The organism is Gordonia sp. LMA167 (assembly GCF_058130025.1).
In genome coordinates, this window is sequence record NZ_CM176708.1 from 4585934 (window position 1) to 4610055 (window position 24122).

21 protein-coding genes are annotated in these 24122 nt (G+C 65.6%); 4 read left to right on the plus strand and 17 right to left on the minus strand.

All coding sequences use genetic code 11. The features are described 5' to 3' along the window. The first annotated feature begins 1 nt into the window (after nucleotide 1). Nucleotides 2–526 (plus strand): ribonuclease FAU-1 family protein, encoded by a 525-nt coding sequence (locus ACVT6V_RS20850; protein WP_489896016.1) that lies wholly within the window; start codon nucleotides 2–4, stop codon nucleotides 524–526. A gap of 115 nt (nucleotides 527–641) precedes the next feature. Here the strand turns inward: ACVT6V_RS20850 and ACVT6V_RS20855 are convergent, their stop codons facing one another. From ACVT6V_RS20855 to rpsA, 4 genes are all read right to left on the minus strand, one after another. Further along, nucleotides 642–1124, minus strand: a complete 483-nt coding sequence (locus ACVT6V_RS20855) for a hypothetical protein (protein ID WP_489896017.1) — start codon at nucleotides 1122–1124, stop codon at nucleotides 642–644. Between the two features lie 214 nt (nucleotides 1125–1338). Beyond that, on the minus strand, nucleotides 1339–1746 hold the full coding sequence (locus ACVT6V_RS20860; RefSeq protein ID WP_489896018.1) for a hypothetical protein: 408 nt from the start codon (nucleotides 1744–1746) through the stop codon (nucleotides 1339–1341). A gap of 152 nt (nucleotides 1747–1898) precedes the next feature. Further along, nucleotides 1899–2852: a dephospho-CoA kinase gene (coaE, locus tag ACVT6V_RS20865; RefSeq protein ID WP_489896019.1), complete on the minus strand. Its 954-nt coding sequence runs from the start codon at nucleotides 2850–2852 to the stop codon at nucleotides 1899–1901. Nucleotides 2853–3136: 284 nt separating this feature from the next. Beyond that, nucleotides 3137–4600: a 30S ribosomal protein S1 gene (rpsA, locus tag ACVT6V_RS20870; RefSeq protein WP_489896020.1), complete on the minus strand. Its 1464-nt coding sequence runs from the start codon at nucleotides 4598–4600 to the stop codon at nucleotides 3137–3139. Nucleotides 4601–4957: 357 nt separating this feature from the next. Here rpsA and ACVT6V_RS20875 point away from each other — a divergent pair, with 357 nt between their 5' ends. Then, on the plus strand, nucleotides 4958–5506 hold the full coding sequence (locus ACVT6V_RS20875) for a 2'-5' RNA ligase family protein (RefSeq protein WP_489896021.1): 549 nt from the start codon (nucleotides 4958–4960) through the stop codon (nucleotides 5504–5506). Nucleotides 5507–5564: 58 nt separating this feature from the next. Continuing rightward, entirely contained in the window at nucleotides 5565–6689 is a 1125-nt protein-coding gene (locus ACVT6V_RS20880) for a class I SAM-dependent methyltransferase (protein ID WP_489896022.1), read from the plus strand. On the opposite strand, the gene ACVT6V_RS20885 is transcribed toward ACVT6V_RS20880, so the two are convergent. After that, complete coding sequence (locus ACVT6V_RS20885; RefSeq protein ID WP_489896023.1) at nucleotides 6676–9594, minus strand: ATP-binding protein; 2919 nt, start codon at nucleotides 9592–9594, stop codon at nucleotides 6676–6678. The two genes, ACVT6V_RS20880 and ACVT6V_RS20885, sit on opposite strands and share 14 nt — an antisense overlap. A 21-nt stretch (nucleotides 9595–9615) precedes the next feature. Between ACVT6V_RS20885 and ACVT6V_RS20890 the strand changes: the two genes are divergently transcribed. Beyond that, the gene (locus ACVT6V_RS20890) at nucleotides 9616–10587 is read left to right on the plus strand and encodes a class I SAM-dependent methyltransferase (protein WP_489896024.1); all 972 of its coding nucleotides are present in this window, start codon (nucleotides 9616–9618) and stop codon (nucleotides 10585–10587) included. Between the two features lie 259 nt (nucleotides 10588–10846). Here ACVT6V_RS20890 and ACVT6V_RS20895 read toward each other — a convergent pair whose 3' ends face one another. From ACVT6V_RS20895 to ACVT6V_RS20950, 12 genes are all read right to left on the minus strand, one after another. Continuing rightward, nucleotides 10847–11620 carry an amino acid ABC transporter ATP-binding protein gene (locus ACVT6V_RS20895; protein ID WP_489896025.1) on the minus strand — a complete coding sequence of 258 codons (774 nt, stop codon included), beginning with the start codon at nucleotides 11618–11620 and terminating at the stop codon, nucleotides 10847–10849. Continuing rightward, complete coding sequence (locus ACVT6V_RS20900) at nucleotides 11607–12569, minus strand: amino acid ABC transporter permease (protein ID WP_489896026.1); 963 nt, start codon at nucleotides 12567–12569, stop codon at nucleotides 11607–11609. The genes ACVT6V_RS20895 and ACVT6V_RS20900 overlap by 14 nt, the downstream gene beginning before the upstream one ends. Nucleotides 12570–12572: 3 nt before the next feature. Next, nucleotides 12573–13502 (minus strand): ABC transporter substrate-binding protein, encoded by a 930-nt coding sequence (locus ACVT6V_RS20905; protein ID WP_489896027.1) that lies wholly within the window; start codon nucleotides 13500–13502, stop codon nucleotides 12573–12575. A 143-nt stretch (nucleotides 13503–13645) separates the two neighbouring features. Beyond that, nucleotides 13646–16387 carry a DNA polymerase I gene (polA, locus tag ACVT6V_RS20910; RefSeq protein ID WP_489896028.1) on the minus strand — a complete coding sequence of 914 codons (2742 nt, stop codon included), beginning with the start codon at nucleotides 16385–16387 and terminating at the stop codon, nucleotides 13646–13648. A 64-nt stretch (nucleotides 16388–16451) separates the two neighbouring features. Next, entirely contained in the window at nucleotides 16452–17021 is a 570-nt protein-coding gene (locus ACVT6V_RS20915; RefSeq protein WP_489896029.1) for a GNAT family N-acetyltransferase, read from the minus strand. Between the two features lie 26 nt (nucleotides 17022–17047). After that, the gene (locus tag ACVT6V_RS20920) at nucleotides 17048–17881 is read right to left on the minus strand and encodes a DUF5995 family protein (protein WP_489896030.1); all 834 of its coding nucleotides are present in this window, start codon (nucleotides 17879–17881) and stop codon (nucleotides 17048–17050) included. Nucleotides 17882–17927: 46 nt separating this feature from the next. Next, a complete protein-coding gene (locus ACVT6V_RS20925) occupies nucleotides 17928–18695 on the minus strand; it encodes an ABC transporter ATP-binding protein (RefSeq protein WP_489896031.1) in 768 nt (255 codons plus the stop codon). Further along, nucleotides 18679–19671 carry an ABC transporter ATP-binding protein gene (locus ACVT6V_RS20930; RefSeq protein ID WP_489896032.1) on the minus strand — a complete coding sequence of 331 codons (993 nt, stop codon included), beginning with the start codon at nucleotides 19669–19671 and terminating at the stop codon, nucleotides 18679–18681. Before ACVT6V_RS20930 ends, ACVT6V_RS20925 begins: the two co-directional genes overlap by 17 nt. Further along, the gene (locus ACVT6V_RS20935) at nucleotides 19668–20900 is read right to left on the minus strand and encodes a branched-chain amino acid ABC transporter permease (RefSeq protein ID WP_489896033.1); all 1233 of its coding nucleotides are present in this window, start codon (nucleotides 20898–20900) and stop codon (nucleotides 19668–19670) included. Before ACVT6V_RS20935 ends, ACVT6V_RS20930 begins: the two co-directional genes overlap by 4 nt. After that, nucleotides 20897–21937 (minus strand): branched-chain amino acid ABC transporter permease, encoded by a 1041-nt coding sequence (locus ACVT6V_RS20940; RefSeq protein WP_489896034.1) that lies wholly within the window; start codon nucleotides 21935–21937, stop codon nucleotides 20897–20899. Before ACVT6V_RS20940 ends, ACVT6V_RS20935 begins: the two co-directional genes overlap by 4 nt. Nucleotides 21938–22025: 88 nt before the next feature. After that, a complete protein-coding gene (locus tag ACVT6V_RS20945) occupies nucleotides 22026–23249 on the minus strand; it encodes a branched-chain amino acid ABC transporter substrate-binding protein (protein WP_489896035.1) in 1224 nt (407 codons plus the stop codon). 170 nt (nucleotides 23250–23419) lie between these two features. Next, a complete protein-coding gene (locus ACVT6V_RS20950; protein ID WP_489896036.1) occupies nucleotides 23420–24046 on the minus strand; it encodes an ANTAR domain-containing response regulator in 627 nt (208 codons plus the stop codon). Nucleotides 24047–24122 lie beyond the last annotated feature (76 nt).

Here is a 24122-nt window from a genome sequence, read left to right on the forward strand (position 1 = left end):
TATGGGAGAGCGCCCTCATCCGCCCAAACGCGAGGTCTTCGACGTCCCGGCCATGACGAACACCGACAACAAGGGGTTCGTCCGGCCGGTCGAGCGCTACGAGGTCACCGACCACGGCCTGTACATGTCCCGGACCGCAGATCATCCGCGGTTCTCCCACCTCGAGTCCTGGCTGCTACTGGCTCTCGGACTGCGGGCGAACATCTTCCACTTCACACCCGGGCATCGCGACGGGCAGCGGTTGTATCTGGACGTCGGCAGGTTCAGCGGACCCGACGCCCAGGGACGTTGGCATGCCGAGGACTGGTACCTGGACCTGGTAGACGTTCCGGGGCGGCCCCTGGAACTGGTCGACGTGGATGAGCTGTTCGAGGCGCACACAGAAGGACTGCTCGGGACCGCCGACTGCACAGCCGCAGTCCAGATCGCAACGAAGGCGCTGGTGGGCGCGGCCGAGCACAGGCATGACGTGCAGGCGTGGCTGGATCATGCGGCAGGTGGTCGAGTGTTCTGGCTGGATGGATGAGCGAGGCGCCCCTGCCATGGGGCCCGCCAGTGCACAGCGACAACAGGGATTGGGTGTTGCGGACGAAATCCGCAACACCCCATCTCTGTTGTGCTCGGGAGCTCAGCTCACGATGTCACGGCGCGTAGACGATGCAGGTATCGGTGAAGGGCAGATCGAAGTTGATCGGTCCGAGTGAGATCGCGGGGATCTGGATACCCGAGCCGACCTGGAGATTGCCTGTGTACTGGGCGTCACTGCTGCCCTGCTGCGCCTTGATCTTGTAGGTACCCGGCGCGGGCGGGGTCCACGTAATGGTGACCTTGTTGGCATCGGCGGCCACCGGGGAACCATCGATCGCCGTGTATGCCCCACCGTCCTTGGACACGCTGAACGCGACCGGGTCTGCACCCGACGTGTAGTCATTAACCGTCGCCTGCACGGTATACGAGCAACTCGAGCCATACCGATCGGCCACCGAGCCGTATCCCGACGGCGTCGTGATCGCGACACCCGTTACGGCCGCGCCGGCCGGAGCAGCCATGATCAGACCTGCAGCTCCCACACCGACGAATACGGCGGCGCCCCCAACAATCCGACGAGTCATGCTTGCAGCCATGAGGCCCTCTCCCTTGACAATTCGTGAGCTTTCGATCGCATCCCGACGATTACGATCGCATTTCAGGTATTCCACAGAAACCGCGATCCGGCAACCTTTACCGCTCGCAATTCCTTTTCGGTCCCTCAAAATTCACACAGTAGAACTGCGCCAAACTTTACAATCGCGAAGTGGCTCCCGAGCCGCTTTCACCGGCATCCACCGGATACGTAGCTCAAAGAATGATGCAGGAGCTGCCGGTATATATGGCCTGAACGACGGTGATTTCACCTGTTGACTTACCCGGGTCCCCGGCCCCTTGCTTTGCCACGATCTCGTAATTGCCCGGTGTCAACGGAATCCACGGATACGTGGCCTTTCCGCCGTCGGCTTTGTATGTGCCCCTCTTCTGTCCGTTGACATAGAAATCAACATCTTCGTCAGGCGTTGCGGTGGCGATCACGCCATAACCGCAGCCCACACCGAAACGCTGCTCACCGAGCGAACCGAGGAGGGCCGAGTTGTCGATCGTGATGTCGCTGACGGCCGCATTCGCCGGTGCGGCCAGCACCGCTCCCGCGGCTGCGACACTCGCGAACGCTACGGCAGCAGCCGCCGCGCGGCCCCTCGTGCGTACACCCATGGCTGTTCTCCCTCGACTAGAGCAGTGATATAGGTCGCACCCCTGGGTGCGCGTTCACGCTAGCAAAAGTTCGCATCTCTCACATCGCCGAAACCGGAAATCTGCACACACTCGTACCCAGAGTTCATCCAAATGCCGTAACCGCAACTCGACTACGACGTGGCCGTTCGCACCACCCCGGGCCGTCCCGGGTCGGCGGACGCGTAGACATCGACCTCGCCGTCCACGCGCGGAAAACCGCCCTCGGCCAGCAGATCGGCGACATCGGTCGACGAGGGGGAGAGAGTCACGCTCACCTCGGGCGCGGTGAGGTCCGATGGCGACAGTTCAGCTCCCGGAAGCTCTGCCCGCGAGGCTAGGACGTCGGTCGCAGTCGTGGTGATCTGCGTTGCCTTGTCGCCGAGTATCGCCCACAACCTGTTGACCAGGCGGGTGGGCAGGGTCGACGGGTCAGGGTCGAGTGCCATGAGGTGAACGCGAAGCTCGGCGGCCCGACGAGCGCGTACGTTGCGTTCGAAGGGAACCAGTCGCTCATCCCAGAGCTGGGCGGCCACGGCGGCCAGATCACTTTCCGAGCCCGAGTTGTCGAGCCAGACATCGGCGACAGCGCGCCGGTCGGCCTCCGACGCCTGGGCGGCGATACGTGCCCGTGCATCGGCTTCGTCCAGCCCGCGCAGCGTGGTCAGGCGCTGCACCCGCAGCTCAGGGTCCGCATTGACAATCACCACGAGATGGAAGAAGGGCGCCATGTGCCCCTCGACGAGCAGTGGGATGTCCTGCACGACGACGGCATCCTCGGGCGCGGCGTCGAGTAGTTCCTGCGTGCGCCTGCCGACCAGCGGGTGAGTGATCGAATTGAGTTTCTTGCGCTGTTCCTCGTCGGTGAATGCCTTGGCCGCCAGTGCGGGTCGGTCGAGGCTGCCGTCGTCGGCGAGAATGTCGTCGCCGAACGCCTCGACGAGTGAGGCGAGCCCTTCGGTACCGGGCTCCACCACCTCCCGAGCGATCTTGTCCGCGTCGATGAGGTAGCCACCGCGTTCGAGGAAGGTCTTCGCCACCGTCGATTTCCCGGCGCCGATGCCACCGGACAAGCCCAGTCTGATCACGTACACCAGTCTCGCAAACCCGCATCCCCGGCGCGCCGAGTGGCCGATTGTGGCACATGCCCCTTGTCTGTTGTGTCGGACGTGAATGTGCGCGAATCAGTGAACCCGCGAATGGTTTGGCACCATCTGTTTCCGACACCGGCACCGAAAGTGGCGGCGCACTTGGCCAACCGGTGAGACGGCCCGCCCGTGCGCACAACAGTGTTCGAGGTCCTCAGAAATGCCAGAACTCCCCGACTCGAATCCGAGCCGGGGAGTTCTGGTTTCGTGCTACGTACTACTTATCAGGCGTTACCCGACAGCTTCTCGCGCAGAGCAGCGAGCTGCTCGTCGCTGGCGAGCGAGCCACCCGTGGATGCCGGTGCGCTGCTGGGCGCGCGGCCACCTTCGGATGCCGACGAGTAGTCCGACGGGGCGTTCTCGGCCTCGGCGGCCGCGGCGGCGAACTTCTCGATCTGGGCGGTGTGCATCTTGTGGCGACGCTCGGCCTCGGCGTACCGGGCCTCCCATGCCTCACGCTGGGTCTCGAAGCCCTCGAGCCATTCGTTGGTCTCGGGATCGAAGCCCTCGGGGAAGATGTAGTTGCCCTGCTCGTCGTAGCTGTCGGCCATGCCGTACTTCGACGGGTCGAACTCTTCGGTGTAGTCCTCGTTGGCCTGCTTGAGGCTCAGCGAGATGCGGCGACGCTCCAGGTCGATGTCGATGACCTTGACCATCGCGTCGTCGCCGACGGAGACGACCTGATCCGGCACCTCGACGTGGCGCTCGGCCAGCTCGGAGATGTGAACCAGACCCTCGATGCCCTCGTCGACGCGGACGAACGCACCGAACGGCACCAGCTTGGTGACCTTGCCCGGCACGATCTGACCGATCGCGTGGGTGCGGGCGAACTGACGCCACGGGTCTTCCTGGGTGGCCTTGAGCGACAGCGAGACGCGCTCGCGGTCCAGGTCGACGTCGAGGACCTCGACGGTGACCTCGTCGCCCACCGCGACAACCTCGGACGGGTGGTCGATGTGCTTCCAGGAGAGCTCGGAGACGTGCACCAGACCGTCGACGCCGCCGAGATCGACGAACGCACCGAAGTTGACGATCGAGGACACGACGCCCTTGCGGACCTGGCCCTTCTGCAGCTGGTGCAGGAACTCGCTGCGCACCTCGGACTGGGTCTGCTCCAGCCAGGCGCGACGCGACAGGACCACGTTGTTGCGGTTCTTGTCGAGCTCGATGATCTTGGCCTCGATCTCCTTGCCGATGTACGGCTGCAGATCGCGCACGCGACGCATCTCCACCAGCGACGCCGGGAGGAAGCCGCGCAGGCCGATGTCCAGGATCAGGCCGCCCTTGACGACCTCGATGACGGTGCCCTTGACGGCCTCGTCTTTCTCCTTGAGCTCCTCGATGGTGCCCCACGCGCGCTCGTACTGAGCTCGCTTCTTGGACAGGATGAGGCGGCCTTCTTTGTCCTCCTTGGTGAGAACCAGGGCCTCGACCTCGTCACCGACGTTGACGACCTCATTGGGGTCGACGTCGTGCTTGATCGACAATTCGCGGGAAGGGATCACGCCTTCGGTCTTGTAACCGATGTCGAGCAGAACCTCGTCGCGATCGACCTTGACGATGGTGCCTTCCACGATGTCGCCATCGTTGAAGTACTTGATCGTGGAGTCGATGGCGGCGAGAAAGTCCTCGGCCGAGCCGATGTCATTGACGGCTACTTGCGGCGAGGTGATCGTGGGGGACGACATATGTTGAGTTGCTCCGGACAGGTGTGTAGTAGGTACAGTTCTTCACGTGTGGATCGGCACCGACCACTGAGCGGGATTACCGCCGAACAGGGCGTGTGCGAACCGCGCGTCATGGTGCACACGCGCGTGAGTCAGCCTACTCCAGTGCCGTTGCGCTGGGCAAATACGTCCCGGCGGGGAGATCGACTCAACCGCCGCACCACTTTTTCACCACTGAAAACCCTTCTGACCAGCGAATACGCAGACGCACCTTAATTGCTTATCCGCCGCGCTCGGCGCGCACCGTCCACGCGGCAGCCTCGTCGAGGTCAGGGAATGTCCCCGACAACGGGCGCAGCGCTTTGGTTGACTGGGTCTATGGCGCATTCCATCGAGCTCCTGCCCGACGAGGCCGCCGACGCCCGCATTCGTGCGGAGTGGTCGGCGCTGGTCGAGGCGGGACTCCCCAGCGGGGCGCGTGTCCGGTCGGACACCAACCGTCCGCACGTCACGCTGATCCCGGCCGCCCGGATCAGCGCCGGCGCCGACAACGCCCTGTCGCCGTGCGCGCAGCGACTGCCGCTGACCTGTGAGATCGGCGCTCCCCTGGTGTTCGGTCACGGCGCGCGCCACACGTTGGCGCGGCTCGTCGTGCCGAGCGCCGAACTCCTGTCGCTGCACGCGCAGGCAACCCGTCTGACCGACGATTTCATCGACGGCGACGGTGGTCGATTTCCGCATGCCGCACCAGGCGCGTGGACTCCGCACATCACCCTCGGCCGTCGCCTCACCTCCACGCAGATCGCCTCCGCACTCGACACCATCGAAGCGCTCCGACCCATGCCCAACCTCGCGACGTTCGTCGCGCTGCGGCGTTGGAACTCGGATACGCGGACCGAGCACGTTCTCGCCGGGCGCAACTGCTGAGAGGCAGGGCCGGCAGGTTGAGAGTGACCTGAGAGGCGACGAGCGCATCGTTGCGGGCATGACTACAGCAACGCCCCCGACACCGCCCACTCCCACACCGACTCCGGCCACAGCGACTTCACCGACCGCCGACGCCTTCGCCGAGCGGGTGTTCACCTCGACTCTGGCGACCGCCGAGACGATGAGCATCTACCTCGGCGACCGGCTCGGCTGGTACACCTGTCTGGCCGAATCCGGGCCGTTGACATCCGACGAACTCGCCGACCGAACCGGAACCAACCGCCGCTACGCGCGGGAGTGGCTGGAGATGCAGGCCGCATTCTCGATTCTCGATGCCGACCTCGACAGCCGGCCCGTCCGGTTCTCGATCTCCCCCGGCGTCGCCGAGGTACTCACCGACACCAGCAGCCTGGCCTACCTCGGTGAGCTGCCCCGGATGTTCGCCGCATCGATCGGCCGGATGCCCGAGCTGCTCGACGCCTACCGGCACGGCGGCGGAGTGAGCTGGGCGCAGATGGGCGCCGACGCTCGCGAGTGTCAGGCGGCACTGAACCGACCGTGGTTCGACACCCAGCTGGCCCCCGCGCTCGCCGGTGTCGCCCATGTGCACGAGAGGCTGTCGCAGCCGGGTGCGCGCATCGCGGACATCGGTTTCGGCGCCGGATATTCGACGATCGCGTTGGCTCGGGCCTACCCCGAAGCGACCATCGTGGGACTCGACGTGGATACCGAATCGGTCGAGATGGCTCGTCGTACGGCCGCCGAGGCCGGTCTCGGCGATCGGGTCGAGTTCCTGGTCGCCGACGGCGCCGAGGCGACCCGTCGCGGTCCGTTCGACGTGATCTTCGCCTTCGAATGTCTGCATGACATGCCTCGTCCCGTCGAGGTGCTGTCGGCGGCGCGCACCGCGCTGGCGCCAGGTGGAACCGTGGTGATCATGGATGAAGCGGTGTCGGATGAATTCGCGGGGCCGGCAGATGATCTGGACAAGATCATGTATGGGTTCTCGCTGTTCGTGTGCCTTCCCGACGGCATGAGTTCGCCGCCGTCGGCGGCCACCGGGACGGTGATGCGCCCGTCCACGCTGCGGTCTTATGCACAGCAGGCCGGGTTCGACCGCGTCGAGGTGCTCCCGATCGAGGACTTCAGCTTCTTCCGGTTCTACGAACTCACTCCGCGTTGAGCGCGGCCAACGCCGCGGCGACGACCTCAGGCCCGGACATGGCTCCTCCCCGCGCCATCAGGTCGTCGACGAACTGATCGTCGCCGAGCCCGCCGCGTATCTGTTCGAACGCCGCATCGAGTCGCTGCTCGTCGAACCCGTAGGCTCCGGCACCGGTGATCTCGTCGGAGTGACGGATCGCGCCGAGCAGGGTGGCGGCGTCCTCGATGTGGCCGCGACGTAGCAGGACATCGACGACGGTCCGCAGCGACACCCACTGATGCGTCCAGTTGCCGGCGTCGCGCCAGTGTCGCACGACGTCGACGAGAAGGCGTCCGGCGAGCTCGGCGTCACCGTGGCGGGCCTCGATCGATGCGCGTGACACCTGGGCGACCCCGCGCAGGTACCGGTCGCCGGTGCCCGCCGCGCCGGCGATGGCCTCCTCGAGCAGCGCCCGCGCGCGGTCGGGTTCGGTGTCGAGGACGGCTTCCCCGGCGCAGTACCGCGCCCACGCGCCCACCACGGCTTGACCAGTCGCGTCGCATTCGTCGGCGACCCGTAGCGCAGCCCGGTGCGACACCAGCGCGTCTCCGCGGTAGGCGTTCATCAGCATCACGCACAAGTCGGCCATGTGCGCCGCGCCCGACATGCCCGCGGCGAGAGCGGCGTCACGGAATTGCCCGGCAAGAGTCGCCGTCCGGTCCAGATCACCTTGGAACAGCCCGACCTCGACCAGCATCATGCGCAGGTAGACCTCCACGGCGGGGTCGGGACGGCGATCGAGACCGGTCTGCGCGTACCGCCTGGCGGTCGGCAGGTCGCCGTCGAAGCGGGCGCCGCTCGCCGCGACCGCCCACACGACCGCGTCCGGGCCATCGGCGGCCGCAGCCGACCGCAGACGTCGAGCCCATCCGGTGACCTCGGTACTCATCGTCAGTTCGAGATACGGGATCACGCCGGCGAGCAGACGTTGTCCGACCCGCGGATCCCGTTCGCACGCGTGGTCCACAGCCTGGCGTACGTCGTCCAACCGAGTCGCCACCAGCGCCGCCGCATCGACATGACCGCGGCCGAACAGTTCCCGTCCCAGCGGCTCGAGCCGATCCGCGACCAGTCCGGCGTGTGCTGCGCGAACCGCGTCGAGACGTTTCTGCTCGTCGAGCTGCGCAATCCCGAACGTGCGCAACGTTTCCAGCATGCGATACCCGTCGGGGCCGACTGTCAGCATCGACGTCTCGACGAGTTCGGCGATCGTGTCGGTGACATCTGCCCGCTCGAGCACACCTGTCCTCACAGCGAGGTCTTCGGCGTCGTCGAGCCCGAAGCGGGCGGGGAACACCGACAAGGTGTCGAAGAGTCGGCGGCCGCGATCACTCAGCAATCCGTAGGACCAGTCGACCAACGCGTACAGACTTCGGTGGCGGGGGTCGCTGCTACGGGGGCTGTGTAGTACCCGGAATCGCCATTGCAGCCGGTCCACGAGAGCCTGCGGAGGAATCGCCCTGGCCTTGGTGGCGGCGAGTTCGATGCCGAGTGGCAGTCCGTCGAGGCGTCGACAGACCTCGGCGACGGCTGACACGTTGTCGCCGGTCAGCGTGAATCGGGGGTCGCGAGCCCGCGCGCGAGCACAGAACAGTCGTACCGCCGGCGACGCCGCGATCTCGGCGTCCGATGCGGCCGCCGGCGGCACGACCAGCGGTTCGAGGTCGACCACCTGCTCGATGTCGAGTCCCAGCGGCACCCTGGACGTGGCGACGACCGCAACGCCCGGGCAGCCTGCGTGTACGGCGCGCGCGAGGTCGGCGGCCGCATCCAGGACGTGTTCACAGTTGTCGAGCACCAGGAGTCCGGACCGCGCCGCCAGGGATTCGGTCAACGCGTCGAGTGGGTCGAGGTCGCGACGGGGTGTGGTCGCCGTCGCGGTGACCACACCGTGCACGACGTCGGCGGCCGTCTGCACACCGGACAACTCCGCGAACCACACCGCTTCATGATTGCGGGTGTGGTGTCGGATCAGCGCGGTCTTGCCCACACCGCCGGGCCCGACGACGGTGGTCACGGTTTCCGACTGCAGCAGGTCATCGAGGGTGGCCAGATCAGCAGTGCGACCGATGATCGCGGGCCCTTGGCCGGCCGTCGGCGCGCGCGGACGATGGCCGCGCGCCGCCGGGGCCGCCTCCCCGGCCAGTACCCTCGCGTGCAGATCACGAACGCTCCGCGAGGGGTCCGTGCCGAGGTCTGTCGACAAACGTTGGCGCAGTGCGCGATAGGTCGACAAGGCATCAGTGGGACGATCGGCATGCCACAGCGCTTGCATGAGCAGCAGGTGCAGACTCTCCCGATACGGGTGTTGGTCGGCGATTGCGGCCAACCTGCTCGCCGCATCGCTCGGACATCCTGATCGGATCAGCGCCTCGGCCGCCACCTCGGTGGCCCGCACCCGCGTCTCGTCAAGTGCCTCGACGTCGGCACGCGCCCAGACCTGATCGGCGAACTCACCGTATGGCCTGCCACGCCAGAGAGATTCGGCGGCATCGACCTTCTCCACGGCCGCCGCGGGGTCCGAGTCGGTCAACGAACCGGCGTCCCGGACCCGATCGGCAAACAGCAGAGAATCGACCTCGGCACGGTCGACCATCAGTGCGTAACCCGGCGCTGCCGTGATCACCCGCAGACGATTCTCGGCAGCTCGCCCGCGCAACTCGCCGCGCAGCCGGAACACCAGATTGTGCAGAGCCGATTCGGGATTCGCCGGCGGTGAATCCGGCCATAGGATCTCGGCCAACCAGTCGGCATCCGCCACGGAATTGGCGCGTGTCGCCAACGCGCTGAGCAGGCATCGAAGTCGTGGACTGCCGAATTGTCCGCCGCGCCCTTCTGCCCGCGCCGGCACATCGACCGGGCCCAGGAGCAGGAGGCTGACCACGCGAGATTCTATCATCGCAGGATGCCCATGAGTGAGGACGAATCCGAGCACGCGCCGGCACCCGTACGACCTCCGCGGCTGCTCACCGATGTCGATTCGACGACGAGCGATCGGGCGAACCGGTGGTGGTGGGACCACGACGCGGAGAACTATCACGCTGAGCACGGCTCGTTTCTCGGCACATTCGCATCCGGCGGCGACTTCGTGTGGTGCCCCGAAGGCCTGCGCGAGGCCGACATCGGGCTACTCGGGGACATCGACGGCAAGGATGTGCTCGAGGTCGGTTGCGGTTCGGCACCGTGTGCACGGTGGCTGTCGACCCACGGCGCCCGGGCGATCGGTGTCGATCTGTCGCGCCGCATGCTCGGCATCGGGCTGGCTGCGATGGACGCCGACGGCCGTCGGGTACCGCTGGTGCAGGCAACCGCCGAGTCGCTTCCGTTCGCCGACGGCTCGTTCGACGTGGTGTGTTCGGCCTTCGGCGCCGTCCCGTTCGTCTCCGACTCGGCCGGTGTGATGGCCGAGGTCGCACGCGTACTACGCCCCGGCGGACGGTGGGTTTTCGCGGTGAATCATCCGATGCGCTGGATGTTCTTCGACGATCCCGGCCCGGAAGGACTCATCGTCCGGATCCCGTACTTCGACCGCACCCCGTACACCGAGGTCGACGACGACGGTGCGATCACCTACGTGGAACACCATCGCACCGTCGGCGACCGGGTTCGTGAGATCCGTTCCGCCGGACTGATCCTCGATGACATCGTGGAACCCGAATGGCCCGAGGGTTTCGACCAGGAATGGGGTCAGTGGAGTCCGTTCCGCGGCCAGTACTTTCCGGGAACCGCGATCTTCTGCTGCACGAAGCCGAACGACCCTCCGATGGTCGAGCAGCGCCCAACCACCCCCCCGACGGTCGAGCAGCGCCCAACCACCCCCCGACGGTCGAGCAGCGCACAACCACCCCCCGATGGTCGAGTAGCGCCGAGCCGCTAGGCGAGGCGTGTATCGAGACCACCTGCAGCTCAAGTGGTCTCGATACGCCACTCGCCTAGCGGCTCGCGACTGCTCGACCACCGGAGGGGGGCTCGCGACTGCTCGACCACCGGAGGGGGGCTCGCGACTACTCGACCACCGGAGGAGAGCTCGCGGCTACTCGACCACCGGGGGGCTCGGCGCTACTCGACCACCGGGGGCCCACCACTCGACCACCGGGGCCCACCACCACTCGACCACCGAGGGAGCGGCCCACAACTCACAGCAGCTTCGACAAGAAGCCCTTTGTCCGCTCGTGTTGCGGATTGGCCAGCACATCGCGAGGGTTGCCCTGCTCCACCACGACGCCGCCGTCCATGAACACCAGCTGATCGGCGACCTCACGGGCGAAACCCATCTCGTGGGTCACCACCACCATGGTCATCCCCTCGGCGGCGAGCTCACGCATCACGCCGAGCACCTCACCCACGAGCTCGGGGTCCAGCGCGGACGTCGGCTCGTCGAACAACATCAGCTTCGGTTCCATCGCCAGCGCCCGGGCGATCGCGACGCGCTGCTGCTGGCCTCCGGACAGCTGGGCCGGATATGTACTGGCCTTGTCGGCGAGACCGACACGTTCGAGCAGATACCGCGCCCGTTCGGTCGCCTCACGTTTGCTCTGCTTCTTGACCTGGGTCGGTGCCTCGATGACGTTCTCCAGCGCAGTTCGATGTGGGAACAGGTTGAAATGCTGGAAGACCATCCCGATGTCGCGGCGCTGCTTGGCGGCATCCTTCGGACTCATCTCGTGCAGCTTGTCGCCGCGTTCGCGGTAGCCGATGAGATCGCCGTCGACGTACAACCGACCGGCGTTGACCACCTCGAGATGGTTGACGCACCGCAGAAAGGTCGACTTGCCCGAACCCGACGGACCGATGAGGCAGAGCACCTCACCGCGCCCGACCTTCAGTGTGATGCCCTTCAGGACCTCGAGCGTGCCGAAGTTCTTGCACACCCGGTCGGCCAGGACCATCGGGTGTTCAGCGACGCTCATCGCTCTCCCCCTCCACGATCGGTGTGTTCTGTGTGGCCGCAAGGGCTCTGAGCTGTCGGGCGGTCAACTGCCGACTGGCACCCTTGGAGTAGTAGCGCTCCAGATAGAACTGTCCGACCATCAGGATGCTCGTCACCGCCAGGTACCAGGTCGAGGCCACCATCAAGAGCGGAATCGGCTCGAAATTCACGCCGGAGATGTCGCGCGCACGCCCGTACAGTTCACCGGTGAACGGCACCGCGGCCACGAGGCTGGTGGTCTTGAGCATGCTGATCACCTCGTTGCCGGTCGGCGGGATGATCACGCGCATCGCCTGTGGCAGCACGGTGCGCCGCATCGTCTGCGCCCACGACATCCCGAGTGCCACCGATGCCTCGGTCTGCCCCTCGCCCACTGACGACACGCCGGCCCGCACGATCTCGGCCATGTAGGCGGCCTCGTTGAGAGCCAGACCGATCATGGCGAAGGTGAAGGCCGCATTGAGCGACTGGATGTCGAAGTGCGCGAACTGGTGGACGAACGGGATGCCGAGGTCTATCTGCTTGTAGATCGACGGGAAGAGGCCCCAGAACACGAGCTGTACGTACACAGGTGTGCCGCGGAAGACCCAGAGGTAGACCCACGCCGTGTAGCGCAGGACCGGATTCGGTGAGAGCCGCATGATCGCGAGCAGGATGCCGAGGATGATCGCGATGACCATCGCCAGCACCGTCAGGGCGAGCGTGTACCAGACGCCCGAGAGGATGCGGGTGTCGAACAGATACTTGGCGTAGGTGTCCCAGGCGTAGGCGGCGTTGGTGGCGGCGCCGTAGACGAACAGTGCGGCCAGGATCAGCACGATGGCCGCGGCGGCCCACTGCCCCGGATGACGAAGTGGAACGGCCTTGATCGGGGCCGGCTCCGACGAGTCGGCGTGGGCCCCGATCGGACCTGTGGACGGAGAACTCACCGGCTAGCTGACCGCACCGTTGATGACCGAGTTCGGGATGGTGCCCGCCTCGACACCCCAGTTCTCGGCGATCGCCTTGTACTGGCCGTTGTCGATGAGGTACTGCACGGCCTTCTGCAGGGCCTGGCCGAGTGCCGACCCCTTCTGCACCGGGTAACCGTAGGGGGCCGAATCGAACACGCCGCCTGCGGGCTCGAGCTTGTCGCCGGAACGCTTGATCGCGTATGCGGTGACCGGCGAGTCCGCCGACATCGCATCCACCTTGCCGAGCACCAGCGCATTGGTGGCCTCGTCCTGGCTGTCGAACTTGACCTTCTCGATCGCGGGCTTTCCGGCGTCGGTGCACGCCTTGGTCTTGGCTGGGATCTCGTCGGTGTCCTCATAGGTCGTCGACTGCACTGCGACCTTCTTGCCGCATGCGTTGTTGGGGTCGATTCCCGAACCCTTCTGCTGGGCCCACTGCACGCCGGCGCTGTAGTAGGTCACGAAATCGACCTGCTGTTCACGTTCCTTGGTGTCGGTGAACGACGACATGCCGACGTCGTAGGTGCCCTGCTGGACCGCGGGGATGATCTTGTCGAAGTCGGCCTCACGGTAGACCGGGTTGAGCCCCAGGACCTTGGCGACGCCGTTCATCAGGTTCACGTCATAGCCGACGATCGCGCCGCTGCTGTCCTTGAACTCGTTGGGCGAGTAAGGAACATTGACGCCGACGGTCAGCTGCCCCGACTGGCGGATCTTCTCCGGCACCAGTGCCGCGATCTCGTCGACCTTCTGCACATCGACCGACATCATGGACACGTCGGAGCTGCCGTCGCCCGAACTCTCGTCGTTCGAGCAGCCTGCCAGCACAAGTGCCAGCACCGCTACCAGCGCGGTGACGATGCCCGCCCACCGCAGCGAGTCGGGTCGGAATGATCGATGATGTCGCATCAGAAAAACCCCTTCATTCCCGCTCACCCGCGGGGCCACATCGAGACCGCCGGCACCATGCCGACGCCTTGACTGAACTTACTGCCTCGGCCGGTGGTCCACCGGGTGGTTACGAGAGATTTACTCCGATACCGGTGGAGGAATCAGTGGGCCGCGTCGTCCCAGGATCGACCGAAACCGACCGAGACCTCCAACGGCACGGACAGGGAGATCGCGTTGCCCATCTCTTCACGGACCACCGTTTCGACCGCATCGCGTTCCCCGGACGCCACCTCGACGACGAGCTCGTCGTGGACCTGCAGCAGCATCCGCGATCGCAGGCCCTCGGACCGCAGACGGCCGTACACGTTGATCATCGCCACCTTGATGATGTCGGCCGCGGTGCCCTGGATGGGCGCGTTGAGTGCCATCCGCTCAGCTGCCTGGCGCCGCTGCCAGTTGTCGCTGTTGAGGTCGGGCAGATACCGCCGACGACCGAACAGGGTCGCGGTGTACTCGTTGCGACGGGCCTCGTCGACGACATTGTGCAGATAGTCGCGGACACCACCGAAGCGCGCGAAATAAGCCTCCATCTGCTCCTTGGCCTCGTCGCGGCTGATCTTCAATTGTGCGGCGAGTCCGAACGCACTCAGTCCGTAGGCCAGGCCGTAGGACATCGCCTTCACCCGGTGACGCATCTCCGTGGTCACGGCATCGATCGGCACCCCGAAAGCGCGGGAGCCGACAAAGTTGTGCAGATCCTCGCCGGTGTTGAACGCCTCGATGAGACCCGCGTCCTCGGAGAGATGCGCCATGATGCGCATTTCGATCTGGCTGTAGTCGGCGGTCATGAGGCAGTCGTAGGCGCCTGCGGAATCTCCTCCGACGATGAAGCCCTGCCGGATCTGCCGCCCGGCCTCGGTGCGGACCGGGATGTTCTGCAGGTTGGGCTCGGTCGACGACAAGCGGCCGGTCGCCGCCACCGTCTGGTTGAACGTGGTGTGCACCCGTCCGTCGTCGGCGACCGACTTCAGCAGACCGTCGACGGTCACCTTCAGCCGAGTCGCGTCGCGGTGCTCGAGCAGATGCGCGAGGAACGGATGCTCGGTCTTCTCGTACAGGCCCTGCAGCGCGTCGGCGTCGGTCGTGTAGCCGGTCTTGGTCTTCTTCGTCTTCGGCATGTCGAGTTTGTCGAAGAGCACGGTCTGCAGCTGCTTCGGCGAACCCAGATTGATCTGTTCCCCGATCACCTCGTACGCGGCGTCGGCGGCAGTGCGAATCCGTTGAGCGAAGTCGCTTTCCAGTTCGCCGAAGTGGTCGACGTCGACGGCGATCCCGGCGGCCTCGAGCTCGGCGAGCACGAACAACAGCGGCAGTTCCATCTCGGTGAGCAACGGGAGGGAATCGATCCGCTCGAGCTCGGTGTCGAGGGTGTCGGCGAGTTCGGCGACCGCCCGCGCCTCGAGCATCTGCTGCTCGGCATGTTTGGCGTCGCCGCCGTCGTCGTCGAGCAGCGACATCTGTCCGTCGTCGGGGGCGGTGTCATCGCGCAGTTCGCGCCGCAGGTAACGCAGGGTCAGGTCGTCGAGATTGAACGTGCGCTGACCGGGACGGACGAGATAGGCGGCCAATGACGTGTCGCTGGTGATACCGGTGAAGGCCCAGCCCCGTGCCCGCACGGCGTGAATGGCCCACTTCGCCTCATGCAACGCCTTGGGCAGGTCGGGGTCGGCCAACCATGCGGCGAGTGCCTGCTCGTCGTCCGCGTCGAGCGACGGCACGTCGATGTAAGCGGAGGTGTCGTCGGCGGCGGCGATGGCGATGCCCGTCGCATCGGCCCCGGTCACCGAATGCGGTGAGGTCACCGCCACCCCGCTGCGCCCGGTCCTGGTGTGTGCGTCCAGCCAGGCCCGGACCTCGCCGGCGCCGAGCCTGGTGCCGTCCAGGTCGAATCCGGATTCCGCTTCCGGTTCAACGGAACTCAACGTCGAGAACAGTCGGTCACGCAGAACCCGGAACTCCAGGTCGTCGAACAGTTGATGAATCCGGTCGCGGTCCCAGCCGACCATCGCCAGTTCGTCCGGTCGTGACGGCAACTGCATGTCGCGGACGAGTTCGGTGAGTTGTCGGTTCGTCTGCACCGATGCCAGGTGGGCGCGCAGTGCGTCACCGACCTTGCCCTTCACCTCGTCGACGTGATCGACCAGTGAAGCGAGGGAACCGTATTCGCGAATCCATTTCGATGCGGTCTTCTCCCCCACGCCCGGGATGCCCGGCAGATTGTCGCTCGGATCCCCGCGCAGCGCCGCGTAGTCGGGGTACTGAACGGGAGTCAGACCGTACTTCTTCTCGACCTCTTCCGGGGTGAAGCGGGTCAGATCCGACACCCCCTTGCGCGGATAGAGAACCGTGACCGACTCGTCCACGAGTTGCAGTGAGTCACGGTCACCGGTGACCACCAGGACCTTGTACCCCTCGGCCTCGGCCTGGGTCGCCAGCGTCGCGATGATGTCGTCGGCCTCGTAGCCCTCGATCGCCATGACCGGGATGCCCAACGCGTCGAGCACCTCCTTGGTGAGATCGACCTGACCGTTGAACTCATCCGGAGACTTGGACCGCTGCGCCTTGTACTCCGGGAACATCTCCGACCGGAAGGTCTTCCGCGACACGTCGAAGGCGGCGGCGATGTGGGTTGGTGCCTCGTCGCGCAGCAGATTGATCAGCATCGATGTGAAGCCGTAGACCGCATTCGTGGTCTGACCGCTCGCCGTCTTGAAGTTCTCCGCCGGCAGCGCGAAGAAGGCCCGGTAGGCCAACGAGTGTCCGTCGAGCAGCATCAGCAGCGGCTGACCGTCCTTGCCGGCGGACTTCTGGGCGGGCGCAGTCGTACTCTTCGCGGGACTCACCCCAGCGAGTCTAGTGACCCACTCGGACACGTCGCGGAGCAGTTCGACGACCGGTCCGAACGCATCAGCCCCGTCTGTACATCGGCCACACCGTGGGACCGTCGAGCGGCAACGTGACCTCCCCGATCACCTCGAATCCGAATCGCTCGTACAGCGGGATGTTCGCCTCGTTCGAGCTCTCCAGATAGGCGGGTGCGTCGACCCGATCGATGCCGGCGGACAGTAGAGCGGTGCCGACACCCATGCCCTGCACGGTGGCGCCGACCTGACCGAGATACCAGTGCGGCTCTTTGGGGCGCACCCTGCCGAACTCCTGCTCCAAGATCATTCCGCGCCGGAACTGACCGCCCAATCCTCGGAGGAAGCCCAGGATCGAACCGATCTGTGCCGCGGCCGACTGCCGGTGGCCGGGTGGATCCCACACTGCGGCGCCCACCGCGATCCCGTCACGCACCGCCACATCCATCGACGAGCGTCCACCGTGGACCCACCGGACCAGCGTGTAGAAGATCCGCTTGTCCGAACGGGTCTCGGGGATCAGCCAGCGCATGACGGGGTCCGCGACGAAGGCCTGCGCCAAGAGCGAACTGACCAGGTCGAGGTCACGCGAGGGCGACACCGTGATCGGGATCATGCACCCACGATAGGCGCGAGGTCGGGTCAGAAGAGCCCGACCGCATCGGAGGTGTCGAGCACGCCTTCGGCGGTCGTCCACTCCGCCCACATCAAGCCGTGGGTCGCCGCAGCGGTCGCCGGGTCGGAGAGACCACGGCTGCTCACCCAGGCAGCGGCCCGCACACTCTGGAAGAACAAGCCGGTGGCGCGCTCCTCCCCGATCGTGTCGCCGACGATCGAGGCGGTGAACAGCTCGGTGAGGTCGGTTCCGTAGTCCTGCTTGATCGATTCGATGATCTTCGGTGTCGCGGCGCCGAGGATCTCACCGTAGAGATTGAAGTCCGACCAGCGGTCGGCACTGGTGTGCACTGCCGCAAGCGCATTCGGTAGGTCGAGGATGAGGTGGCTGTTCATCCCCGAGGTGGCGACCCGGCCACCGCTGTGATGGCAGTCGGTGGCGTACTGGTAGTAGCGCTGCCACTCGCGGGGCACGGCCTGTCCGGTCACGTGGGCGTGCACGGCGGCCAGGTAACGGTTGACGAAGTTCAACGCGAGGCGTCCGGCCCACCGGGAGTCCTGGTAGTCGCCGAGTTCGATCGAGGGGATCGTCACATCCAGGATCGGCACGTACACATCGGCGAAGGCGCCTCGCGGGTCCCCCTTGTCGCCCCAGATGTCGGCGATCTCGTGCCCGTGGTCTCGCGCATCGGCCAGCGTCCGATTGGCCGACGCGGCCGACAGATCCGCGATGTGCTGCCGCTCGGAGGCGGGAATGCTCGGACGGCACGCGGTGGCTCCGGGTTGAGCGTGGGCCACGGGAATCCCGAACGCGGCCAGCGTGAGCACCCCGACTGCGATCATGACTGTTCGTTTGAGCATGCGGGGAACGTACTGGGGTCCGTGAGACGATTCAAGTCGAAGTGTCTCACGCCACTCCGAGGTAGGCCTCCCGGACCGCATCGTCGACGAGAAGGTCTTTGCCCGCACCCTCTTTGGTGATCACACCGGTCTCCAGGATGTATCCGCGAGTCGACCTGCTCAGCGCCTGTTGCGCATTCTGTTCGACGAGCAGGATCGTGGTTCCGTCTTCGTTGATCTTCGCGATGATCCGGAAGATCTGCTGAATCACCATGGGCGCCAAACCCATCGACGGTTCATCGAGCAGCAGGAGCTTTGGGCGTGCCATCAGGGCACGACCGATGGCGAGCATCTGTTGCTCTCCACCGGACATCGTCCCGCCGAACTGCTTGCGACGCTCACCGAGCCTCGGGAACAGATCGAAGACGTGGTCGAGCGCCTCCTGATAGGCCTGCTTTGAATCGAACTTCCTGCCGTAGCAACCCATGTCGAGGTTCTCGAGTACGGTCATACCCGGGAAGATGCGGCGACCCTCGGGCACCTGGATGATGCCTCGTTTCACCCGCTCGTGCGGTGCCAGCCCGGAGATCGACTCCCCGTTGAACAGGATCTCGCCCTTGGTCAGGCGGTTCAGCCCGGAGATGCCGCGCATCGTGGTCGACTTACCGGCGCCGTTCGCGCCGAGCAGGGTGACGAGCTCACCTGCACCCACGTGCAGCGAGATCCCGTGCAGCGCCTGGATCCGACCGTAGTGGATCACGACATCGCGTAACTCGAGGACCGTCGTCGAGCCGGGCGCGTCCGGCTTCGTCTCGGATTCAGGCGGATTCGTCATCGGGGACTCCCAGGTAGGCGGCGACCACGGCGGGATTGTCACGGACTTCGCGTGGGGTGCCGTCGGCGATCTTGCGACCGAACTCGAGCACCACGATCCGGTCGGTCACGCCCATCACCAGACGCATGTCGTGTTCGATCAGCAAGACGGTGTACCCGTCGTCACGGATCTTCTTGATCAGGCCCATCAGCGCGGTCTTCTCGCTCGGGTTGAAGCCGGCGGCCGGCTCGTCGAGACAGAGCAGTTTGGGTTCGGTCGCCAGCGCCCGCGCGATCTCCAGACGGCGCTGGTCACCGTAGGGCAGGTTGGACGCCTTCTCGGCCGCCCGCGGAGCGATCCCGACGAACTCGAGCAGCGCCATCCCGCGGTCGACCGCGTCGTGCTCTTCCCGATAGTGCCGCGGCGTTCGGACGATGCCGCCGAACACCGACGTCTTGTGCCGCGCGTCGGTGCCGACACAGACGTTCTCGAGCGCGGTCATCTCGCCCCAGAGCCGGACGTTCTGGAACGTGCGCGCGATGCCGAGGCGGGTGATCTTGTGCTGCTTGATCCGCCCCAGCGGGGCCCCGTCGAACATGACCGTCCCGCGAGTCGGGCGATAGACCCCGGTGATCGCGTTGAAACACGTTGTCTTGCCTGCCCCGTTGGGCCCGATGAGTCCGAGGATCTCACCACGCTTGATGTGAAAGCTGACGTCGTCGAGGGCGGCGAGACCACCGAACTCGACGGTCAGGCCACTGACCTCGAGGAGGTTCTCGCCCTCCGCGGTGGCGATGTCGCGATGGGGGGCGACGACCTCGGCGACGGCGCCGGGATCGGCGAGATCCGGATCGACCGCGGCCGGGTCGAGGATCGATCGCGCCTCGGGATCGGCCGCGGCCTCCGCGAGCTGTTCGTCGATGCCCTCGGCGCCATCGGCCGGGGCCGCCGGTGAAGTGTCCGGTGACTCGTCGTCGGGCTGACGATGCCGGCTCATGCGCTCGCCTCCTCGCCGTGCGCGGGCGCCGCCGCCGGCGCACGCTTGACTGCACCATAGATGCGCCGCCCGAATGTGACCAGACGTGCCCGAGCCGGGAACAGGCCTTGCGGTCGGAAGATCATGAGGGTCACCAGCGCCAGGCCGAAGAACAGATACTTGAACTCGCTCAGCGACTGACCGCCGACCTCGATCCCCTGCACGCGTGCGGGCAGATAGACGATGATGAACGCGCCGGCGATCACGCCCAGCTTGTTGCCCTGTCCACCGAGGACCACGGCGCACAGGAACAGCATCGAGTTGATGACGGTGAACGCCTTCGGGTCGACGTACTGCACCTGCCCGGCGTAGACCGCGCCGGACAGGCCACCGATCCCCGCGCCGATCACGAACGCCCAGAGTTTGTACTTGAACGTCGGCACGCCCATGATCTCCGCGGCATCCTCGTCCTCACGGATGGCCACCCAGGCCCGGCCCACACGGCTTCGCTCGAGGTTGCCGATCACGATGAGTACGAGAATCACCAGCACGATGCCCAGCCAGTACCACCACACGCCGTAGTTGAGCGTGGACGAGTTGTTGGCACTGGAGAAGACGCCGTCGGGGTGCTTGTCGGACGTACCGAGTTCGGGGAACAGCACTCCCTGCAGGCCGGAGGCACCGTTGGTGATGTCACCGAGGTTGTCGGCGAGCAGGCGCACGATCTCGCCGAATCCGAGGGTGACGATCGCGAGGTAGTCACCGCGGACACGTAGCGTCGGTGTTCCGAGGATGACACCGGTGATCCCGGTGATCACGATGGCCAATGGCACACACGCCAACCAGGCCCACGGACCGGAGAAGATCCCATGGTCGGTGCTGTTCCACAGCGGGCTGGCCGGGCTGGTCATCAGCGCCACGACATACGCACCGACCGCGTAGAAGCCGACGTAACCCAGGTCAAGCAGTCCGGTCTGACCGACCACCACGTTGAGACCGATGGCGATCAGTGCGGTCATCGCGAAGGTGGCCATCACGACGCCGAAATTGGTGGCCGTGGTGGTGATCAGCGGCGGGTTGATGACGGGCAGCAATCCGACGATGATGATCGCCGGGAGCCCGACCAGCCACTGACCCACGCGGGGCAATCCGTTCCACCAGCTACGGATCGCATCGCCGACGCCGCGCGGTTCGGGTTTGTTCGGATCCTCGAGCGCCGACGGATCGGCGGGCGGTTGATGTGTCGTCATACCCGTGCCTTCCCGAGTTTCTCGCCGAGTATGCCGGTGGGACGGAACATCAGCACCAGGATGAGCAGGACGAACGCCACCACGTCCTTCCACTGGTTACCGAACACCACCGAACCATAGTTCTCCATCACGCCGAGCAGGAGCCCGCCGAGCAATGCGCCACGCACATTGCCGATGCCGCCGAGGACGGCGGCACAGAACGCCTTGATGCCGAGGATGAAACCGCCGAAGTAGACGATGTTCGTCGGGACCCGCAGCGTGTAGAGCAGTGCCGCCGCACCGGCCAGCAGGCCACCGATCAGGAACGTCACCATGATGATGCGTTCGCGCGAGACACCCATCAGCAGCGCGGCGTCGGGATCCTGCGCCACCGACTGGATGCCACGGCCCAGCCGGGTGCGGTTGATCATGTAGTCGGTGCCCATCGCCAAGATCAACGCCGAGATGATGATGATCAGCGTCAGGTTGTAGACGGGGGCGCCGAAGATGGTGAACTCTTTGACCGGCTGCACGAGCCGGATCGTCGGCTGAGCGCTCGAGCCACCGAGTTGCGGATCGATCGGAAGCTTCGGCAGGACGTAGTGCACGAACTCCTGCAGCACGAACGACATGCCGATGGCGGTGATGAGGAACGCCAGCGGCTTGGCATTGCGCTTGCGCAGTGGCCGATAGGCAACGAACTCCAAACCTACTGCAGCACTGCCGGACACGGCCATGCCGCACAGGCCGGCCAACAGCAGGTACACGATCGTCATGACCGTGCCCTCGGAGTAGGTGTTCCCCGACGGCGTGAATCCGAGCAGCAGCAGACCGATGTACTGCCCGAACATGCCGAGCATGAAGACTTCGGAGTGTGCGAAGTTGATCAGTCGGAGCACGCCGTAGACGAGGGTGTAGCCCACCGCGACGAGTGCGTAGATCGCCCCGTAGGTGAGTCCTTCGATCGTGAGGCCCCAGAACCCCTGCTTCAATGCACCGAGATCAAAACCGATGGTTGATGCCACCGCCGCCGTCTCGGCCACCGCATGCACAATCATTCGTGCCTTTCCACCGCAAACAAGTCACCAGCGCAGGCACGGTGCGCCCGGGCTCGCTGCCCGGGCGCACCGTGCGGGACGTGAGTTGCTACTTGACCTCGTACACCCAGATCAGCGATGAGGTGAGCTCACCGGTCGGGGTCCACTGGTATTTGCGGGCCAGACCCTGTCCGCTGTAGGTGCGGACGTAGTTGAGCAGCTGCGGCCGGGTGGTGTTGCCCTCCTCGATGCCCTTCATCAGGATGCCGGCCAGGTCATAGGCCTCCACCGAGTAGACGCCGGGGGCCTGCTTGAACGCGTCCGAGTAGGCGGAACTGAACTCCGACGGCGCCGGACCACAGGGGCACGACAGGACCGCGCCCTTGGACGAGTCACCGGCCTGCGCAGTGAACTGGGGGTCGTTCGTGCCGTCACCGGAGACGAACAGCACGTCCGGAGCGGCCGACTTCAACTGCTGGGCGAACGGCGCTGCCTCCGAGTAGTAGCCGGAGTAGAACACCGCGTCGGGACTGGCAGCCGTCACCTTGGAGATCACGGCGGAGAAGTCGCGCTCACCGGTCTTCACGTCACCCGAGCAGCTCGCGTCGGCTGCAGACCCGAGAGTCTCGGTCATCGCCTTGGCGAGGCCGACACCGTAGTCGCTGTCGTCCTTGATGACGCAGATCTTCTTCTTGCCCATGGTGCCGGTCAGGTACTTCGCAACCGCGGGCCCCTGGACATCATCGTTGGCCAACCCACGGAAGAACGTCTTCCAGCCGTTGTCGGTGAGTGACGGGTTGGTGGCCGAAGCGGTCACCGACACCAGTCCGGCCTGATTGAAGACACCGCCGGTCGCCTTCGTCTCACCGGAGAACGCGGGGCCGATCAGGCCGACGATCGAGGTGTCGTTGGTGATCTGCGGTGCGACCTGGGTCGCCTTCTGCGGATCGCCTTCGGTGTCGAAGGTCTTCAGGACGATCTGGCAGTCCGGATTGGCCTTGTTGTGCTGGTCGACGGCGAGCTGGGCACCGTCCTTGATGTTGATGCCCAACGCGGCGTTGGCACCGGTCAGAGCGCCGGCCATCGCGATGGTCGTCTGGTCACACTTGGCTCCGCCGTCGGCGGGATTGAGCGCGTCCGAGGTCGAGGCCTGCGGGACCTCGTTGCCGTCGACGTCGATCTGCGCGAGCGGTGAAATCTCCAAACCTGAACTCGCGGACGCGGAACCGCTTGAATCACTTCCGGAGTCGCTGGATTTGCTGCTACACGCGGACACGGCGAGCACGCTCGCCAATGCCACCGCGAGAGCACCTGTCGCAACACGACGATGCATTCTCTTACCTCTTCACTTCCCACCCACCCGGCAGAGTGCCGAGAGATCTGCTGAGGAGACCTTGAGAAAACATAGACCGAATCCCGGGCGCCCGCGATGGATTGGCGGCAAACGCGCACGACACCAATTGGCGTGTTTTCACAGAATTAACGGCTCGTCCCCCGGTACCGTCAGTTGCTGGGACCGAGGGTCTCGACGACCACCTGCGCGACCGCCTTCATGGTGGTCCGGCGGTCCATCGCCGCGCGCTGTATCCACTTGAACGCCTCGGGCTCCGAGAGCGCCTGCTTCTCCATGAGGAGCCCCTTGGCGCGTTCGACGAGCTTGCGTGTCTCGAGTCGGTCGGCCATCGTGGCGACCTCTTTCTCGAGCGCGGCGACCTCGTTGTACCGACTGACCGCCAGCTCGATGGCCGGGACCAGGTCGGCCTTGGTGAACGGTTTGACCAGATAGGCCATCGCTCCCGCATCCCGCGCCTTCTCGATGAACTCCCGTTGACTGAATGCGGTCAGCATCACGACCGGCGCCAGCTTCTTCTGCGCGATCTCGGAAGCCGCGTCGATGCCGTCACGCACCGGCATCTTGACGTCCATGATCACCAGGTCCGGGGTGAGGGTTTCGGTCAGTTCCACCGCCACCTGGCCGTTCGGGGCCTCCCCGACCACCTCATAGCCCTCTTCGCGGAGCATCTCGATGAGATCCATGCGGATCAACGAGTCATCCTCGGCCACGAGCACCCGATGCGTCGTCGCCTGCTGGCCGGTCTGAGCCGTAGCCCTGTCTGCCACCGTCACCATCCCCTCCTCCTGATCGACCTACCTGTGAACAGCACATTTGATCACCGGCCGATGCGAGCAGAGTACCGGTTGACCC

Excerpts from the sequence above, each read along its gene's own strand:
- ACVT6V_RS20930 (WP_489896032.1), bottom strand. The coding sequence starts at position 19,671 with ATGAGCCGGCATCGTCAGCCCGACGACGAGTCACCGGACACTTCACCG.
- ACVT6V_RS20895 (WP_489896025.1), bottom strand. The coding sequence starts at position 11,620 with ATGAGCGTCGCTGAACACCCGATGGTCCTGGCCGACCGGGTGTGCAAG.
- ACVT6V_RS20940 (WP_489896034.1), bottom strand. The coding sequence starts at position 21,937 with ATGATTGTGCATGCGGTGGCCGAGACGGCGGCGGTGGCATCAACCATC.
- ACVT6V_RS20855 (WP_489896017.1), bottom strand. The coding sequence starts at position 1,124 with ATGGCTGCAAGCATGACTCGTCGGATTGTTGGGGGCGCCGCCGTATTC.
- ACVT6V_RS20915 (WP_489896029.1), bottom strand. The coding sequence starts at position 17,021 with ATGATCCCGATCACGGTGTCGCCCTCGCGTGACCTCGACCTGGTCAGT.
- rpsA (WP_489896020.1), bottom strand. The coding sequence starts at position 4,600 with ATGTCGTCCCCCACGATCACCTCGCCGCAAGTAGCCGTCAATGACATC.
- ACVT6V_RS20935 (WP_489896033.1), bottom strand. The coding sequence starts at position 20,900 with ATGACGACACATCAACCGCCCGCCGATCCGTCGGCGCTCGAGGATCCG.
- ACVT6V_RS20860 (WP_489896018.1), bottom strand. The coding sequence starts at position 1,746 with ATGGGTGTACGCACGAGGGGCCGCGCGGCGGCTGCTGCCGTAGCGTTC.
- ACVT6V_RS20945 (WP_489896035.1), bottom strand. The coding sequence starts at position 23,249 with ATGCATCGTCGTGTTGCGACAGGTGCTCTCGCGGTGGCATTGGCGAGC.
- ACVT6V_RS20880 (WP_489896022.1), top strand. The coding sequence starts at position 5,565 with ATGACTACAGCAACGCCCCCGACACCGCCCACTCCCACACCGACTCCG.
- ACVT6V_RS20850 (WP_489896016.1), top strand. The coding sequence starts at position 2 with ATGGGAGAGCGCCCTCATCCGCCCAAACGCGAGGTCTTCGACGTCCCG.
- ACVT6V_RS20905 (WP_489896027.1), bottom strand. The coding sequence starts at position 13,502 with ATGCGACATCATCGATCATTCCGACCCGACTCGCTGCGGTGGGCGGGC.
- ACVT6V_RS20925 (WP_489896031.1), bottom strand. The coding sequence starts at position 18,695 with ATGACGAATCCGCCTGAATCCGAGACGAAGCCGGACGCGCCCGGCTCG.
- ACVT6V_RS20950 (WP_489896036.1), bottom strand. The coding sequence starts at position 24,046 with ATGGTGACGGTGGCAGACAGGGCTACGGCTCAGACCGGCCAGCAGGCG.
- ACVT6V_RS20875 (WP_489896021.1), top strand. The coding sequence starts at position 4,958 with ATGGCGCATTCCATCGAGCTCCTGCCCGACGAGGCCGCCGACGCCCGC.
- ACVT6V_RS20920 (WP_489896030.1), bottom strand. The coding sequence starts at position 17,881 with ATGCTCAAACGAACAGTCATGATCGCAGTCGGGGTGCTCACGCTGGCC.
- ACVT6V_RS20890 (WP_489896024.1), top strand. The coding sequence starts at position 9,616 with ATGCCCATGAGTGAGGACGAATCCGAGCACGCGCCGGCACCCGTACGA.